Source organism: Streptomyces sp. NBC_00989, assembly GCF_045162655.1.
Classification (GTDB): domain Bacteria; phylum Actinomycetota; class Actinomycetes; order Streptomycetales; family Streptomycetaceae; genus Streptomyces.
Window position 1 is genome coordinate 539,880 of sequence record NZ_CP108728.1, and the last position, 16,471, is coordinate 556,350.

The window sequence follows — 16,471 nt, forward strand, 5'->3', positions numbered from 1 at the left end:
GCGCCTCAATACGCATTCCTACCGACAGCGGCGGTCAGCGGTTCAAGCTGAGAATCCCGTCGCGCAGCGCCGACGCCACCGCGCCGGCTCGCGACGGCTGCTTCATCTTGTGGAGGATCCGCTCCACGTGCGTGGTCACCGTGCGCAGGGAGACGTCTCGCTGCGATGCCAGCTGCTGGTTCGAGAACCCCGCCGCCATCCCGTTCAGGATGTCGTACTCGCGCGGCGAGAGTGAATAGGGCAGGCCGACCGTCGGAAGCTCCTGCACCAGTGCGGCCGGTTCCGGCCGTCCCAGCGGATCGGCCACCTTCAGGACCTGCAGCGCGAGCCACCCTTCGCTCGACGCCTGCAGCCCGGTCGCGGCAACCTGCGCCGAGGCCATGAAGCGACGCAGAAAGCCGGTGAACTCGGGCTGCGTGGGCGCGAGCGCCGGGGCGCGCGACTCGACGGCCCAGGCACGGCCGGTGTAGTCGATCAGGGTGGCGTTCGCTCCCTGCGGTATGGCGCATCCGGTGGTCTGCCGCCGAGCCACGTCGCACATCCGCGCCAGCGCGGGCACCAGGGCCTTGAGGAGTTCGGCCGCATCATCACGGAACGCGCCGCGCCCCGCCGCGGAGAAGTGCAGCATGCCCGTGTACACACCGCTGTCCGAGAAGAGGCAGGTGGTCATGCCGTCTGCGAAGCCGGCAGGTCCGAGCACCTCTCGGTACATCGGGGACCGTCGGTAGTCGCCCGGCACGTCGTCGATCCGCATCGGCAGGCGCCGCTCCCGGACCAGCCGGTTCTCAGCACTCGCCGCATAGCGGTCACCCAGTGCGGCAACTGTTTCATCACCGTAGGCGACCACAGCGAGTGCGCGGTGCGCACGGGCCATCGGGTCCCAGAGCATGAGGGCGCCGGCGTCGTGATGGGTCACCGGCTCAAGCAGGCTCAGCACCGTCATCGCGGCCTCGCGCCGGTCACCGGCTCCGGCTGCGTAGGCCGCCTCGACCAGGATCCGGGTGTGGGATGGCTCCATCAGTGAATCCCTCTCGAAGCCGGACTACCCAATCCCACGATAGCAACGGCCTTCAAGGATCTGAGGGTGAGAGCTGCGGTTGCACATCGCGCTCGGGGTGACCGCCTGGGAGAATGAGCCTGGCCGGTCCTGCTTCTGATCCCTTAGCAGCTCCTCAATGTCCTCTGCGCGTGTGGTCGCCGCATCGAGCACCTCAAGCCCCTTGCGCAGGGCGGCGACGTCGCTGCGCAGCGGCGCATGCGCCATCAGCAGCTGCTGCATCATCTGGCGGCCGGCGACAGTTCCCGCCTGCGGCTGTGTCATCATCGCTGCTCCTTTGCGACTGCCTCGCGCACGGCGGGCGCGACCTTCTCGATGATGGGGCGCAGCGCGGACTCGTCGACCGGGCCGCTGAAGATGTAGCCGTTCATGCCGTGCTCGACCGGCCAGCTCGTCAGCAGGTCGACCCGCTGCGTAGTCGAACGGTCACCGACCAGGTTGTAGACCCGGTTGGTCCGGCTCGGGTCCCGCCCGGCAGCGCCGGCCGCCTCGCCGATTCGCCGGTTCGCGTCGTCCAGCTCCTCCGGGGCGAGAAATTCCTTCGAGGGCAGCCAGCCGCCTGTCCCCGCTGGAGTTCGCCCACGGCGGCCGTGAAGCGTGCTTCACGGCCGCCGTCCGGAGGGCGCTGTTTCTAGGCGGCGATGCGGTGGGCTATCGCCTTGGCCGTGGAGGCTGCGTCGTCCAGTGCCTGCTGGCGGGAGGCTTCGAAGAGGGGGATCAGCTGGGACATCGCCGGGTTGTGTACGGCCATCGTGAGTTCCGGGACGATGAAGTTCACGTCCAGGGCGAGCGCGTCGGCCAGAACGGCCGTGAGGTAGTTCTGCACGTATTCGTAGCCCTCGCGGGGCGTGCCCGGGGCGTAGGAGCCGCCGCGGCTGGCGACGACGGTGACGGGGGTGCCCTTGAGCCTGGAGCTTTCCACGCCGGCGGTGCGGCCGACGAGGACGATGTTGTCGAGCCACGCCTTGAGGGTCGAGGGAATCGAGTAGTTGTACATCGGAGCGCCGATCAGTATGGCGTCGGCGTTCTCCAGCTCGTCGATCAGCGTCAGCCGGTGGGCGAGGGCGGCGGCCTGGGCGGGGGTGTGCGTGGCCGGGTCGGTCTGGCCGGCGGTGTGGGCGTCGGCGGTGAGGTGCGGTACGGGGTTCGTGGCGAGGTCACGGTAGATGACCGTGCCCTCGGGGTGGTGCTCCTGCCAGGTCCGGCGGAAGGCGGCGGTCACGGCGCGGGAGGAGGAGGCGTCGCCGGAAAACAGCGAGGAATCGAGGTGCAGAAGAGTGGTCATGGGATGTTCCTCAGGTGTAGCAGTGGTCGGGAATGCGGATGATCGGTGACGGTCCGCGTGGCGAGGGCGTCTCGCGATCACCCGGCCGGGTTTGCCGGGCGGAAGGTGAGCTGTGGCGCCTCGGATTCAGGCGCTGGTCAGGAGGCGAGGACGAGCGTGGCGGCGGCAGCGATCGCGATGACGGTGAGGATGATGGGTGCCATCGCGTTGCCGCGGGTCTCGGGGTTGGCGTAGTCGCCGGACTTGGCGTGGAAGCCGACGGCTCCGACGAGCAGGACTGCGAATCCCAGGGCGGCGGCAACGCCGATGGGCTGCCAGAAGAGACCGGCGATGAGCCCTGCGGCTGCGGCCAGCTCGGCCAGCCCGATGAACCGGACCAGCGGGGCGCTGAAGCCTCCGGGAGACTGCAACTGGGCTGGAATGCTGCCCTTGAGCAGGGCTTTCGGTAGTCCGGCGGCCAGCCCGACAACGGCGAGCAGAACGCTCAGTACGGCGGCGAAGACAAACACGGGTCATGCCTTTCTGGAGAGTGATTCGGACCGCCCGAGCTGTGAGGGACCGGCATCCGTGGAGGATGGGTGTGCCGGCGGGTTTTGCTGCTCACGCGTGAGCGTTGCTGAAGTGCGGTCTCATCGATGGAGAGCGCTGCTGCGCGGCAACCCGGCCGCGGGCCGGGCGCCGGCCGCCGCGGTGCGGCCGGTGACGGCAGACGCTGAGGCGGGACGGCTCGTCGGCGCCGGCCGCACCGCCTGTGGAAGGCGGAACGCGGCCGATCAGGTGAGGGGCTGTTCGGTGAAGTTCCTGAGCACCAGTGCGCCGGGAACCTCGATGAGGCGTCCGCCTTCGTCGATCCTGCCGAGTTCCACCGGCGACAGGCCGAGCGTGCGGGCGAGCTCGGCGATCTGGGAGCTGGCCTCCCCGGAGTCGCTGGAGACGAAGACCACGCGCTTGCCCTGGCCGGAGGGCACTTCGGCGGCGAGCGTCTGGGCGGGAAGGTGGTTGAAGCCCTTCACGATCTGGGCGCCGGGCAGGACCTCGGCCGCGTACTGCGAGGAGAGCCGACCCTTGAGGATGTCGCCCGCGTTGGGCGCGTAGTGCGCGTTGGTGGTGTCGACGACGATCTTCCCGTTCCAGTCGGGCAGGGCGTTGCCGAACGTCTCGACTGCGCCGAACGGGATGGCCATGAAGATGACGTCGCTCGCCAGTGCCTCGGTGAGCGTCACGGCCCGGACCGTGGAACCCCAGGAGGCGGCGAGTTCGCTGATCGAGCCCGGTCCGCGGGTGTTGGCGATGCTGACCTCGACTCCGGCCCGGGCGAAGAGACGCGCCAGCGCCGAACCGATGTTTCCGGTGCCCACGATGGCGTAGCGGGTGTCTGCAGACATGAGTGCTCCCTGTTCCAGTAATTGCTGAAGGCTGTCGAGGCGGCAGAGCGGCTTCGTCGTCCGGCCTGTCGTCGCCGCGTTTCTGTAGGCGGCTCCGACCTCCGCAAGTCCATTTGGTTGAGGTGTTAACCAAACCGTACGACGGACTGGTTAACATGTCAACCAAAGCGGTAGGATGGGCTTCATGGACGAACCGCGATGGCTGGACGAGCGTGAACAGCGGGCTTGGCGCAGCCTCATGAAGATGCAGGCCGGCCTGTCCGAATACATCGAGCGGCAGCTGCGCACCCACAGCGGGCTGTCCACCGCCGACTACCAGGTGCTGGCGCACCTGTCTGAGGCGCCCGAGGGACGCCTGCGGTCGTTCGCACTCGGAGATGCGCTGCAATGGGAGAAGAGCCGTCTGTCGCAGCATCTGACCCGCATGCAGAACCGCAACCTCATCCGCCGCGAGCGATGCGCGACCGACCAGCGAGGGGCCGTCGTGGTCATCACCGAACAGGGCCGCACCCTCGTCGAGGCAGCCGCCCCGCTCCACCTGGCTGACGTGCGCAATGTGCTGATCGACCACGTGACCCCTGCGCAGATGGACCTGCTGATCGAATTGGGAGACCAGGTGGAGGCGCAACTCGCCGAGATCGATCAGAAACCGGGATGACCCCTTGCGTCCCCGCCGGGCTGCCGCCGACCGTGCCGTCAGAGTCTCGCCCGGGGTGCTGATGAGGGCCCGGCATCGCACCAACCGCCCTTACTGCGACACTCCCATCCAACAAAGAAGACGATGCGGGTCGACGAGCCTCGCCTTCAAAAAACGAACGTTTTCTGAAGATCACCGTGCGGGGGTCCGCACACCCCGCAGCCCCTTCAAAAACCTGGGTCATTCAAGAACCCTCGACCACCGCTTTCTGACATGATCCGGGGTCATGAGTGACACTCCGGAGCCGTCCGGCCACCCCGAACTCCTCGTTGCCGAACGGCTTGTCTGCACCGAGATCAAGATCGGGTACGCGCGGGTGTCCAGCGGCGGACAGAAGCTCGACCGGCAGATCGACGCCCTCACCACCGCCGGATGCCGGAAGATCTTCTCGGACAAGAAGTCCGGAAAGAACGCCCTCCGCCCGGAATTGAAGGCGTGCCACGCCTTTCTCGACGCTGGCGACACCCTCGTCGTCCCGTCGCTCGACCGCTACGGCCGCAGCCTCCAGGACCTCATCAACATGGTCGCCGAACTCCGGACGCGCGGGATCGGCTTCACCTCGCTGCACGAGAACCTCGACACCACCACCCCCGGCGGCCGACTCGTCTTCCACGTCTTCGCCGCTCTGGCGGAGTTCATCCGCGAACTCGTCGTCCAGGGCACTCGCGAGGGCCTGGCCGCTGCCCGCGCCCGCGGCCGGGTCGGCGGGCGCCCCACCGTCGCTACCGAGGAAGTCATCCGCGCCGCCCGCGACCTGCTGCCCGACCCCGGCCGCTCCATCACCTCGATCGCCAAAATGCTGGGCATCTCCCCGGGCACCCTCTACAACCACATCCCCGACCTCCAAGACCTGCGCGCCTCCGCCGTCCCCCACCAGCTCGACGCTGCGGAACGGTGACTCCACGTGCCGATCCGTCCCTAGGACCGCGAGCGTTGTCCCGCCGACTGGCCGGACATCTCCAACGCCATCAACGAACGCGCCGGCTGGCGGTGCGAGTGTGAAGGCGAGTGCGGACGCGGCAGTCACCCGGCCGGTGTCCCAACCGGCACGGACAGCCCGTGTACGGCACCGGTTCGCGGGTCATCCTGACGACGAGAGCGCGCACCTCGACTACACGCCGGAGAACTGTCACCCGGCATACCGCGCTCGAAACCGGCGGGCAGCTGACGTTTGAGTTGTAGGCGAACGTAGCAAGATCAACCCGGCGGACAGCATCACCCCACCGGAGCAGTGGAACCCGGCGCCCCCCGACGCGACAGCCGGGCCATCAACCTGCCCACGACCAACCCACAACAGAGAAACGGCCCGCCGGAGAAACCGACGGACCGTCATGCAAGATCGAGGCTAAGGCCGCTACACCTGCGTTCCGGGCCGTTTCCTGTTGGGGCAGTTTCCTTGGACCCTCGCCAGACCTACTGCCCGGAAGCCGCAGGCCCCGGCCGTCACACAAAACGCCCTGAGTCACCCGCAGACGACTTGTCGGACAACGCATCCGGCGCACTTCACGGGCACCTCCGGCCTCAGGAGGGCCTCAATACATGCTTTGCCGCAGCAGAGCCGAGCAGAACCCGTCTCAGCGATTGCACGTCCATGCAGGTCAGAGAGTCATCAGCCGAAGCAGACCAACGTGGCATCAAACTCACGAGCAGCGGATTCAGTCCGTTCAGGGAAAGTTGACACCCCGACAGGACAAAATGAACGTTTCCGCAGGTCAGAAGCCTGCGCAGGTGGGGCGGGTGGGACTCGAACCCACGGCCGACGGATTATGAGTCCGCTGCTCTACTCCACAGGGAGATTCGCACCTTCGGCACCCCCCGGTCGCCAACACCCGGCGGCCACACCAGAACCAAGCATCCCGGCGCTTCGCCGCCCACCGAGCCCCCGCCACTCGGCAGCAGGGTGTGTTGAAGAGCCTGCCGTCCGTCCTGGGAGCCCAGGACGGACGGCAGGCGCGCGCCCGAGTCCAAGATCCGGGCCATTCCCGGGCCGATGCGTCCTCCGCCGACGGCAGCAGCCCCGTTTCCACAGGTCAGTGCAGGAACCGCCATGTACATCCATGAGACCAAGAAGTTGCTCGGGTACGCCCTTCAAGGCCACAGCCTCAGCAATCGGTCTTGCACTGCCTGCCATCACGCCCTCTCACCCCGCTCCTGACCTGCAACTACGCCCTGGAGAGGCGAAAGAACAGCAAATTCGACCCGGATTCGACCCCACGGCCTGTCAACGCGGAAATCATCAAGGTTGATCTGCGGCGATACAACTTCTGCCGGTGTACCACCAGTTCGTGGCACAAAATTCGATAGAAAATACCCAAAGCTGCCACATAACGCAAAGCGGAAACGCCAAGGTTGACGCAACCCACCGACGGAAACGCTCAGCGAAGTCGCCGACCCAGCGCACTCCTGGTTTCACTCCCACAGACGAGCACCCGAGCTGAGCAGGCAGTTTCCTCAGCACCTTCCGTGAGACGGAAGAGGTATTGCGCCCCAGTGACGCCCTTCCGGACGATGTCGCCATCACCCAATGACGGGAGCCGCAGCCATGCCGCACACCACCGCCTTCGCCAGGAACCAGTGGTTCATGGATGGCGTCGCCTGCTTCCCAGCGGATCCGTAGGCCGCAGAACCATTGAAGTCGCCTTCCACGCCCGGCGTTGGGTGCGCCGGCCGGAGCCGTGTTCCGTACCGTCTCGGGCGATCAGCGGCTCCATCGGGAGAACCGGACCACGCGGCAGGCACGGTCTTCCGTCGTGGTGATCAGGGACCCGACACCTCATGATCACCCGGAGCCGTGCCCGCCTCCGTCTCCGCGAACTCGGCGGCCACGCCTGTCGCCTGAATCGGCGTCAGGCGCAACAGATCCCCTGATCGACGCCGCCCCGGCACCGCCCGTCCTGGCGAGGATCCAATCACGACGCCTGGAGGAGGTGTCCCACCGCAACCTCGTGAATTCCCGCCGCATTTCAGGTGAGAGGACCCGATCCGTCACCTCCCCCGAGGACTCAGCCGGACACCTCCGTGAGCATCCACCACCCGGGCGCGTAGTTGCCGTGCAGCACCAGCGACGCGGCCCCGATCGCGCCCACCGTCTCGCCGATGACGCTCTGCTCGACGGCGACAGAACGGATCGCGCGGGCGACGGACGTGCGGTTGACGGCGGTCTCGATCTCCTCCCGCATGATCGGTTCGATGCCGCGCAGCGCCTCGCCGCCCAGGACGACCCGGCTGACGTCGAGGAGGCTGGCGGCGCCCCGTGCCGCCTCACCGATCCGGCGCGCGGCACGGCGTACGACGTCACAGGCGTCGGGGTCGCCCCCGCGGGCGGCACGGCGCAGGGCCTTCCAGTCGTGGTGGACGGAGTCGGGCGTGCCGGTCAGACCGATGCGGTCGGCGGCGTCCCGGCCGTGCAGCCGCAGCAGGTCGTCGATGATCGCGGGCGGGCTGACGTACGGGCCGAGACAGTCGAGGGCGCCGCACTGGCAGACGCGGTCTCCGGGGTCCACCGCCATGTGGCCGAACTCGCCGGCGTTGCCCGAATCGCCGTGCAGCACGGTGTTGTTGAGGACGATTCCGGCGCCGATGCCGGTGCCGAAGTAGATGAACAGGAAGCTGCCCGCCCGCTCGGCACCGCCGATCCAGCGTTCGCCTATTGCCGCGGCGGTGGCGTCGTTGTCGAGGGCGACGGGCAGGCCGGTGGCCTCGGCGAACATGTCCGCGAGGGGGACCCGGCCCCAGCCCGGGAAGTTCGGCGGTGAGACGACGGCCCCTGTGGTGCCGTCGAGCGGTCCGGGGGCGGCGATGCCGAGCCCGAGCAGGCGGGAGCGGTCGACGCCGGTGCGGTCGACGAGGCGCCCGGCGGCACGCGCGACCCGCTCGACGACGTCGGCGGGGTCCGAGGCGTCCGTGAGCCGGAGCCGGCGTCCGCCGATCACCTCGCCGGCCAGGTCCACGACGACGATCACGGCGGCGTCGGGGTCGAGGTGGACGCCGACGGCACAGGCTCCGTCGGCCCGGATGGTCAGGAGGGTGCGGCGCTTGCCGCCGCTGGAGGGTGCCTGGCCGGATTCGGCCACCAGGCCGGCGTCGAGCAGCTTGCGGACGACGTTGGAGACGGTCTGGTTGGTCAGGCCGGTGAGTGCGGCCAGCTCGACCCGGCTCACCTGTCCCGTGGTCCGGATGGCGTCCAGCACGACGGCCTGGTTGTAGCCGCCGACTCTCGGCAGGTTCGTGCCGCTGAGCATCGTCACCTGTCAGTCACCTGAGCCCCTCATGTCAGCCCCCACCCCTCGCCCCGGCCGCACAACCGTTCGGGAGGCATGCCGGCGGGTCCGCCGGTGGCCGAAGTTTACATACTCGAAGCATTGACTTCATCCATCAAATGGATTTAGCTAGCGCCCACCAAATCCGGCCATGACGGCCAGACAGCGCAGGGCGGCGCCGAGCGTGGGGCGTCGTCGGTCTGGCCTCTCGTCCGGTCAAACTCCCGGTTTTCCCTCAGGTTTCGCGTTCCGGAGGAACCACTGTGCGCTCGTCGAGAATCGTCACCGCCGCGGCCCTCACCGCCGCCACCGCCCTGGCCGTCACCGGCTGCGGTTCGGGCTCCTCAGGCAGCTCGTCCAAGTCGATCAAAGTCGTCTACTGGCAGAACCTGGACAGCACGAACAAGCTCCAGGCCACCTTCCTCTCCTCGATGGTGAAGCAGTTCACCAGGGCCAACCCGGGCACCAAGGTCACCCTCGTGCCCGTGACCGCCTCCGAGAACGACTACTACACGAAGATCCAGCTCATGATGCGCTCCCCCGCGACCGCTCCCGACCTGGTCTACGAGGACACCGCGCTGATCAACTCCGACATCGCGGGCGGCTATCTCAAGCCCCTCGACACCTACACGGCGAAGTGGAGCGACTGGTCGCAATACGCCAAGGCCGCCAAGGGAGCGGTGACCGGCGCGTCCGACGGCAAGACCTACGCCGTGCCGGACGACACCGACACCCGGGGGATCTGGTACAACAAGCAGCTTCTGGAGAAGGCCGGGGTCTCCGTGCCCTGGCAGCCCAAGACCTGGGCCGACGTGATCGCCACCGCCAAGAAGGTGAAGGCGAAGCTGCCGGGTGTCACCCCGCTGAACCTCTACACGGGCCAGGCGGGCGGCGAGGCGTCCTCCATGCAGGGCTTCGAGATGCTGCTCTACGGCACACCGGCCGGCGACAAGTCGCTCTACGACGCCTCGCAGAAGAAGTGGGTGGTGGGCAGCCAGGGCTTCAAGGACGCGCTGGACTTCGTCCACACCGTATACAGCCAGGGGCTGGGCCCGTCCAAGGAGCAGGCGCTCGGCGCCAACTTCGGGACCGCCGTGGGCACCGAACTGATCCCCGAGGGCAAGCTGGCGATCGACATCGACGGCTCCTGGATGCCCAACAACTGGAGTTCCGCGGCGGCCAAGCCCTGGACCGAGTGGCAGTCGGTGATGGGCACCGCGGCCATGCCGACACAGAACGGGCAGGCACCCGGCCGTACCAGCATGTCCGGCGGGTGGGCCTGGTCGATCCCCGCGAAGGCGGGCAACGCGGATCTCGCCTGGAAGTTCCTGTCGACCACACTCCAGACCAAGGCCAACGCCGCTCAGTGGAACGCGACCAACGCGAACATCGCGGTGCGCACGGACGTCGCCTCCGACTCGACGTATCTGAACTCGGTGCCGACCAACAAGTTCTTCACCGAGCTGGTCGCTGACACCCACTACCGGCCCGGGCTTCCCGCCTACAACCAGGTCTCCACAGCGATCCAGAAGGCGATGGAGTCCGTGACCACCGGTCAGGCATCCGTCGACAAGGCCGCATCGACCTTTGATAACGATGTCAAGGCGGCCGTGGGCGCCGACAAGACCACCGAGGGCGGCTCGTGACCGCCCTCGCCCCGGCGCCTCACGGGACCGGCGCTCGCCGCCGGTCCCGTGAGGCGCCCGCCCCCGCCGTCCGTACCCTGCTGCGCGGGCTGCCGACACTGCCGGCCGTGGTGCTGCTGGCCGTCTTCCTGGCCGGGCCGATCGCGTACTGCGTGTACTACGCGTTCACCGACATGCAGCTCACCGGTGCCTCCGGCGCCCGCTTCATCGGCCTGGACAACTTCACCCGGGCCTTCAAGGACAGCGACTTCCTCAACGCAGTCAAGCTCACCCTGGTCTTCGTGGTCGGCTCCGCGGTCATCGGCCAGAACACGCTCGGGCTGGCCCTGGCCATCCTGATGCAGAAGGCCACCAAACCGGTGCGGGCACTCGTCAGCGGCGTCGTCATCGCCGCCTGGGTGCTGCCCGAGGTGGTCGCCGGCTATCTGATGTACGCCTTCTTCTACGACCAGGGCTCGCTCAACTCACTGCTGGACGCGCTGCGTCTCCCGGGGCAGAACTGGCTGTACACGATGCCGATCCTGGCGGTGTGCCTGGCCAACGTCTGGCGCGGGACCGCCTTCTCGATGATGGTCTTCACCGCGGCCATCAACGACGTGCCCCAGGAGCTGACGGAGGCCGCCGAGATGGACGGCGCGAACCCCTGGCAACGGCTGTGGCGGGTCGTCCTGCCGGTCATCAGGCCGTCGATCCTGACCAACCTGATGCTGATCACGCTCCAGACGCTCTCCGTCTTCGGTCTGATCTACACCATGACCCGCGGCGGACCGGGCAACAAGAGCGAGACGCTGCCGATCTTCATGTACCAGCAGGCCTTCCAGAACAGCCTGATCGGCTACGGCACCGCCATCGCCCTGGTGCTGCTCGTGGTGGGCGCGCTCTTCTCCGTCGTGTACATCCGGCTGCTGAAACTGGAGGACGACTGATGGCCGCCGTCGCCACGCCCCCCGCCACATCCACCGGACACGCCGCCCCGAAGACCGGCACCACGCGCCGGAGCCGCCGCTTCCGGCCGAGCCGCGTCGTGATCAACGCCGTACTGCTGGCGGTTTCGGCGCTGTACGTACTGCCGCTGGTGTGGATGCTGCTCGCCTCGGTGAGCGACACCAACTCCTTCCGGCTGACGCTGCCCTCGTCGCTGACGCTCGACAACTTCGACGCGGTCCTCAACGTGGACACCACCTACCGGCCGATGCTCAACAGCCTGCTGCTGTGCGGCTTCGGGACGGCGGTGACCGTCGTGGTGTCCGTGCTCGCCGCCTACCCGCTCTCGCGCTACCGCTCCCGGGTGCGGCGGCCGTTCCTCTACACGATCCTGTTCTCCACCGGCCTGCCCATCACCGCCGTGATGATCCCGGTGTACAGCATGTTCGTGCAGGTCAACCTGATCGACTCGATGCCCGCCACGACCCTGTTCCTGGCCGCCTCCGCACTGCCGTTCGGCATCTGGCTGATGAAGAACTTCATGGACGGCGTACCCGTCGTCCTGGAGGAGGCCGCCCGCATCGACGGCGCGAACACCATGCAACTGCTGTGGCGGGTGGTGCTGCCGCTGATGCGACCCGGCGTCGTCGTGGTCACCATCTTCACCTTCATCGGCATGTGGGGGAACTTCTTCGTCCCCTTCATCCTGCTGCTGTCGCCGGAAAAACTCCCGGCCTCCGTCAGCGTGTTCACCTTCCTCAGCGCCCACGACCAGACGCAGTACGGGCAGTTGTCGGCTTTCTCCCTCATCTACTCACTGCCCGTGGTCCTGCTCTATCTGCTGCTGTCCCGCAAACTCGGCGGCGGCTTCGCCCTCGGCGGCGCACTCAAGGGCTGACTCCCCCACCCATGCAAAGAAAGACACCCATGCACAACGACCGTGACGTCATCGAAAAGCGGCTGGCCCGTGTACTGAACGAGCGGATCCGGCCCGCCGTCCACGCCCGGTCCGTCCGTCTCGACGTGCAGATCTGGAACGTGTCCGGCGAGCCGGTGCCGGTAGGCGAGGGCCTGGCCGCCCCCTACCGTCCGGCCCGGGTGGGCGACCTCTGGGGACCGGCCTGGTCGACGAGCTGGTTCAAGGTCAGCGGGACGATCCCCGCGGAATGGGCCGGCGAGACGGTCGAGGCCGTGCTGGACCTCGGTTTCGCCACCCACTCCCCCGGTTTCTCCGCGGAGGGGTTGGTCTACCGTGCCGACGGCACCGCGGTGAAGGCACTCAACCCGCGCAACACCTGGGTCCCCGTCGCCGAACATGCGGAGGGCGGCGAGGAGTTCACGGCCTTCGTCGAGGCCGCGGCGAATCCGGTCGTCATGCACACCGCGCCCGACGAGCTGACCTTCGGCCCCACCCCGGTGGGCGGACGCGCGCCCTGGCTCGGCGAGGGCGGCGACGCCCCGGGCGAACCTCTGTACCGGCTGCGGCGACTGGACCTCGCCGTCCTCGACCGCACCGTCCACGAACTCGTCCAGGACCTCGACGTCCTGGGGCAGTTGATGCACGAACTGTCCCCCGACTCCCCGCGCCGCTGGCAGCTGCTCCAGGCGATCGGCCGGGCCCTGGACGCGATCGACCTCCAGGACATCGGCGGCAGCGCGGAAGCGGCACGGACCCTCCTCGCCCCCGTCCTGGCCGCACCCGCGCATGCCGGCGCGCACCGCATCACGGCTGTCGGGCACGCACACATCGACACCGCCTGGCTGTGGCCGCTGCGCGAGACCGTCCGCAAGGTCGCCCGGACGGTTTCCAACGTCACGCAACTCATGGACGACCACCCGGAGTTCAAGTTCGTGATGTCCCAGGCGCAGCAGCTGGCCTGGCTGAAGGAGCACCGGCCCGAGGTGTACGCGCGGGCCCAGGAGAAGGCGAAGACCGGACAGTTCCTGCCGACCGGCAGCCTGTGGGTGGAGCCCGACACCAACATCAGCGGCGGCGAGGCGCTGGTACGCCAGTTCGTCCACGGCAAACGGTTCTACCTGGAGGAGTTCGGGGTCGAGACCGAGGAGATGTGGCTGCCGGACACCTTCGGCTACAACGCTGCCCTGCCGCAGTTGATGAAGCTGGCCGGGGTGCGCTGGTTCCTGACCCAGAAGATCTCCTGGAACACCACCAACAAGTTCCCGCACCACACCTTCTGGTGGGAGGGCATCGACGGCACCCGCATCTTCAGCCACTTCCCGCCCGTCGACAGTTACAACGGCGAACTGTCCGGCGCCGAAGTCGCCCACACGGTACGGAACTTCCAGGACAAGGGGCCCGCCAACCACTCGCTGATCCCGTTCGGCTACGGCGACGGCGGCGGCGGCCCCACCCGCGAGATGCTCTCCCGCGCCGCACGGCTGAGAGATCTGGAGGGTTCGGCCCGGATCGAGATCGAGCGGCCGGCCGACTTCTTCGAACGCGCCCATGCCGAGTACCAGGAGAACGGCGGCGCCCCCGTCTGGTCCGGCGAGCTGTACCTGGAGTTCCACCGCGGCACCCTGACCAGCCAACTGGCCACCAAGCAGGGCAACCGACGCAGCGAACACCTTCTGCGCGAGGCCGAGTTGTGGGCCGCGACGGCGGCCGTGGGCCACGAGGAGCCCTACCCGTACGACGCGCTGGACCGCCTGTGGAAGACGGTGCTGCTGCACCAGTTCCACGACATCCTGCCCGGGACCTCGATCGCCTGGGTGCACCGCGAGGCGGAGGAGACCTACGCGGCTGTCGCCCGCGAACTGGAGGAGCTGATCGGCGTCGCGCAACGGGCACTGGCCGGTCCGGGAGACGGGACCGTGGTCTTCAACGCGGCACCCCACACCCGCGGCGGCGTCGCGGCGTTCGGTGCCGCTCCGCGTCCCCGGTCGCCGGAGGCTCCGGTGGCACCGGTGCCGGACGGAGACGGATTCGTCCTCGACAACGGCGTGGTGCGGGTCGCGGTGGACAGCCGAGGGCTGATCACTTCGGCGTACGACCACACAGCGGGCCGGGAAGCCCTGGCGCCCGGTGCGGTCGGCAACCTGCTGCAACTGCACCAGGACTTCCCCAACCAGTGGGACGCCTGGGACATCGACGTGTTCTACCGCAACACCGTCCGCGACCTCACGGAGGCACAGTCGGTGACACCGACCGGCGACGGCATCCAGGTGGTCCGGGTCTTCGGGGACTCACGGATCGAACAGAACCTCTCGCTGCCGACGGGCTCCCGGCGTCTGGTGATCGACACGGTGGTGGACTGGCACGAGCGGGAGAAGCTGCTCAAGGCCGCCTTCCCCCTGGATGTACGGGCCGCGCACTCGACCGCCGAGATCCCCTTCGGTCACGTCGAGCGGCCCACCCACACGAACACCAGTTGGGACGCCGCCAAGTTCGAGGTCTGCGCGCACCGATTCCTCCACGTCGGCGAGCCCGACTGGGGCGCCGCCCTCCTCAACGACTCCACCTACGGGCACGACGTCACCCGTGACATCCGCCCCGACGGAGGTACGACCACGACGGTCCGCCTCTCCCTTCTCAGGGCTGCCCGCTTCCCCGACCCTGACCAGGACCAGGGAACGCACCGGCTCGGCTACGCGCTCCTGATCGGCGCCGACGTCTCGGACGCGACCCGTGAGGGCTACCACTTCAACCTCCCGGAACGCGCGGTGCCGGGCGGTTCGAGGGTCGCCCCCCTGGTCGCGGTCGACCACGAGGGCGTGATCGTCGAGGCGGTGAAGCTCGCCGACGACCGCTCGGGCGATGTCGTCGTACGCCTCTACGAGTCCCGTGGCACACGCGCCCGCGCCACCCTCACGACCGTGTTCCCACTGGCCTCGGCGACCGCGACGGATCTTCTCGAACGCCCGCTCGCCGATCCGACGAGCCACCGGCATGCCGGTGACGGTGTGGAAGTGACGCTGCGTCCGTTCCAGATCCTGACGCTGCGGTTGCGGCCCACCCCTGGCGACTGACGCCGCGAGGACAGTTGAGGGCGCAAGTCCGGGCCCTCAACCCCTCGGGGCATGTCAGACGAAGCGGTGACCCCTCCCCCAAGACGGGCGACAGACGGTGGAGCTCGCCACATCGAGGCGGGCGTCAAGCTTCAGTAATGATTGTCATTCCGCATAGGTCGGACGTAGTGGTGACAATCGTTTTCATCTAGGGTCGCAGACGTTCCCCTCCACCGAGCCGCGCCCCCATGCGCCAGGCCCATCAGCCCGTCTAGGAGACCGCGTCGTGCGTACTGCCGGCATTCCGATATCCCGCCCCGCCCGCCTGATCGCCGGCGGCCTGGCTGCCGGCGCGGCGCTGGCCGCCATCAGCGGCTGCTCCACCGCCTCCTCCTCGAACACCGCCAAGGCGGGCTCGACGACGGTCGGCGGGACCATCAAGGTCGTCGCGGCGGAGAACTTCTGGGGCAGCATCGCCACCCAACTCGGCGGCACTCACGTGCAGGTCAAGAGCATCATCAACAACCCGAACGCCGATCCGCACGACTACGAGCCGACCGCGGCCGACGGCCGGCTGGTGGCGGGCGCCCAGTACACGATCGTCAACGGCATCGGCTACGACGCCTGGGCGGACAAGTTGCTGTCCGCCAATCCGGAGAGCGGCCGTACCGATCTGAAGGTCGGTGACCTGGTGGGCATCAAGCCGGGCGGCAACCCGCACCGCTGGTACTCGCCGGACAACGTCCACCAGGTCATCGAGAAGATCACCGCCGACTACAAGAAGCTCGACCCGGCCGACGCCGCGTACTTCGACGCCCGGAAGACGACCTTCGAGACCAAGACTCTGGCGCCCTACAACAAGCTGATCGCCGACATCAAAGCCAGGTACGCGAACACCCCGGTCGGCGCCTCGGAGTCGATCGTGACCCCGCTCGCCGAGGGGCTGGGCCTGAAGATGCTCACGCCCGAGTCCTTCCTGGACGCCATCAGCGAGGGCACCGACCCGACGGCCAAGGACAAGCAGACGATCGACCGGCAGATCAGCGAGAAGCTGATCAAGGTCTACGTCTACAACAGCCAGAACGCCACCCCTGACGTACAGGCCCAGGTCGAGGCGGCCAAGGCCGAGGGCATCCCGGTCGCGACCGTGACCGAGACCCTCACCCCCGCGGGAGCGTCCTTCCAGGCGTGGCAGGTGCGCCAGTTGCAGGGCCTCGAGAAGGCCCTGGGGCAGGCAACGGGCAGGTGA

At 68.1% G+C, this 16,471-nt stretch carries 13 protein-coding genes; 7 read left to right on the forward strand and 6 right to left on the reverse strand.

Features of this window, described 5'->3' with window-relative positions:
• Positions 1–34 precede the first annotated feature (34 nt).
• The 5 genes from OG714_RS02470 to OG714_RS02490 all read right to left on the reverse strand — a co-directional run bounded on the left by OG714_RS02470 (position 35) and on the right by OG714_RS02490 (position 3,727).
• Positions 35–1,018 carry a LuxR C-terminal-related transcriptional regulator gene (locus OG714_RS02470; protein WP_406118177.1) on the reverse strand — a complete coding sequence of 328 codons (984 nt, stop codon included), beginning with the start codon at positions 1,016–1,018 and terminating at the stop codon, positions 35–37.
• Positions 1,019–1,042: 24 nt separating this feature from the next.
• Entirely contained in the window at positions 1,043–1,324 is a 282-nt protein-coding gene (locus OG714_RS02475) for a hypothetical protein (protein WP_406118179.1), read from the reverse strand.
• Positions 1,325–1,688: 364 nt separating this feature from the next.
• The gene (locus OG714_RS02480; RefSeq protein WP_230193429.1) at positions 1,689–2,342 is read right to left on the reverse strand and encodes an FMN-dependent NADH-azoreductase; all 654 of its coding nucleotides are present in this window, start codon (positions 2,340–2,342) and stop codon (positions 1,689–1,691) included.
• A 137-nt stretch (positions 2,343–2,479) separates the two neighbouring features.
• Positions 2,480–2,851 carry a DoxX family protein gene (locus OG714_RS02485; protein WP_057582123.1) on the reverse strand — a complete coding sequence of 124 codons (372 nt, stop codon included), beginning with the start codon at positions 2,849–2,851 and terminating at the stop codon, positions 2,480–2,482.
• A gap of 264 nt (positions 2,852–3,115) precedes the next feature.
• Entirely contained in the window at positions 3,116–3,727 is a 612-nt protein-coding gene (locus tag OG714_RS02490) for an NADPH-dependent F420 reductase (RefSeq protein ID WP_057582124.1), read from the reverse strand.
• Positions 3,728–3,911: 184 nt separating this feature from the next.
• On the opposite strand from OG714_RS02490, the gene OG714_RS02495 reads away from it, so the two are divergent.
• Positions 3,912–4,385, forward strand: a complete 474-nt coding sequence (locus tag OG714_RS02495; RefSeq protein ID WP_057582258.1) for a MarR family winged helix-turn-helix transcriptional regulator — start codon at positions 3,912–3,914, stop codon at positions 4,383–4,385.
• A gap of 265 nt (positions 4,386–4,650) precedes the next feature.
• Positions 4,651–5,322 (forward strand): recombinase family protein, encoded by a 672-nt coding sequence (locus tag OG714_RS02500; RefSeq protein WP_406118182.1) that lies wholly within the window; start codon positions 4,651–4,653, stop codon positions 5,320–5,322.
• 2,104 nt (positions 5,323–7,426) lie between these two features.
• On the opposite strand, the gene OG714_RS02505 is transcribed toward OG714_RS02500, so the two are convergent.
• Complete coding sequence (locus tag OG714_RS02505; protein WP_406131697.1) at positions 7,427–8,665, reverse strand: ROK family protein; 1,239 nt, start codon at positions 8,663–8,665, stop codon at positions 7,427–7,429.
• Positions 8,666–8,946: 281 nt separating this feature from the next.
• Here OG714_RS02505 and OG714_RS02510 point away from each other — a divergent pair, with 281 nt between their 5' ends.
• The 5 genes from OG714_RS02510 (at position 8,947) to OG714_RS02530 (ending at position 16,471) form a co-directional block, all read left to right on the forward strand.
• Complete coding sequence (locus tag OG714_RS02510; protein ID WP_406118183.1) at positions 8,947–10,329, forward strand: extracellular solute-binding protein; 1,383 nt, start codon at positions 8,947–8,949, stop codon at positions 10,327–10,329.
• Positions 10,326–11,255, forward strand: a complete 930-nt coding sequence (locus OG714_RS02515; protein WP_406118185.1) for a carbohydrate ABC transporter permease — start codon at positions 10,326–10,328, stop codon at positions 11,253–11,255. The genes OG714_RS02510 and OG714_RS02515 overlap by 4 nt, the downstream gene beginning before the upstream one ends.
• Positions 11,255–12,151, forward strand: a complete 897-nt coding sequence (locus OG714_RS02520) for a carbohydrate ABC transporter permease (RefSeq protein ID WP_406118186.1) — start codon at positions 11,255–11,257, stop codon at positions 12,149–12,151. Before OG714_RS02515 ends, OG714_RS02520 begins: the two co-directional genes overlap by 1 nt.
• Before the next feature lie 29 nt (positions 12,152–12,180).
• The gene (locus tag OG714_RS02525; protein ID WP_406118187.1) at positions 12,181–15,243 is read left to right on the forward strand and encodes an alpha-mannosidase; all 3,063 of its coding nucleotides are present in this window, start codon (positions 12,181–12,183) and stop codon (positions 15,241–15,243) included.
• A 265-nt stretch (positions 15,244–15,508) separates the two neighbouring features.
• The gene (locus OG714_RS02530; RefSeq protein ID WP_406118188.1) at positions 15,509–16,471 is read left to right on the forward strand and encodes a metal ABC transporter solute-binding protein, Zn/Mn family; all 963 of its coding nucleotides are present in this window, start codon (positions 15,509–15,511) and stop codon (positions 16,469–16,471) included.

Bases quoted from the DNA above. Each gene is read 5' to 3' on its own strand.
- OG714_RS02500 (WP_406118182.1), top strand. From the start codon at position 4,651: ATGAGTGACACTCCGGAGCCGTCCGGCCACCCCGAACTCCTCGTTGCC.
- OG714_RS02475 (WP_406118179.1), bottom strand. From the start codon at position 1,324: ATGATGACACAGCCGCAGGCGGGAACTGTCGCCGGCCGCCAGATGATG.
- OG714_RS02470 (WP_406118177.1), bottom strand. From the start codon at position 1,018: ATGGAGCCATCCCACACCCGGATCCTGGTCGAGGCGGCCTACGCAGCC.
- OG714_RS02520 (WP_406118186.1), top strand. From the start codon at position 11,255: ATGGCCGCCGTCGCCACGCCCCCCGCCACATCCACCGGACACGCCGCC.
- OG714_RS02505 (WP_406131697.1), bottom strand. From the start codon at position 8,665: ATGCTCAGCGGCACGAACCTGCCGAGAGTCGGCGGCTACAACCAGGCC.
- OG714_RS02495 (WP_057582258.1), top strand. From the start codon at position 3,912: ATGGACGAACCGCGATGGCTGGACGAGCGTGAACAGCGGGCTTGGCGC.
- OG714_RS02525 (WP_406118187.1), top strand. From the start codon at position 12,181: ATGCACAACGACCGTGACGTCATCGAAAAGCGGCTGGCCCGTGTACTG.
- OG714_RS02490 (WP_057582124.1), bottom strand. From the start codon at position 3,727: ATGTCTGCAGACACCCGCTACGCCATCGTGGGCACCGGAAACATCGGT.
- OG714_RS02480 (WP_230193429.1), bottom strand. From the start codon at position 2,342: ATGACCACTCTTCTGCACCTCGATTCCTCGCTGTTTTCCGGCGACGCC.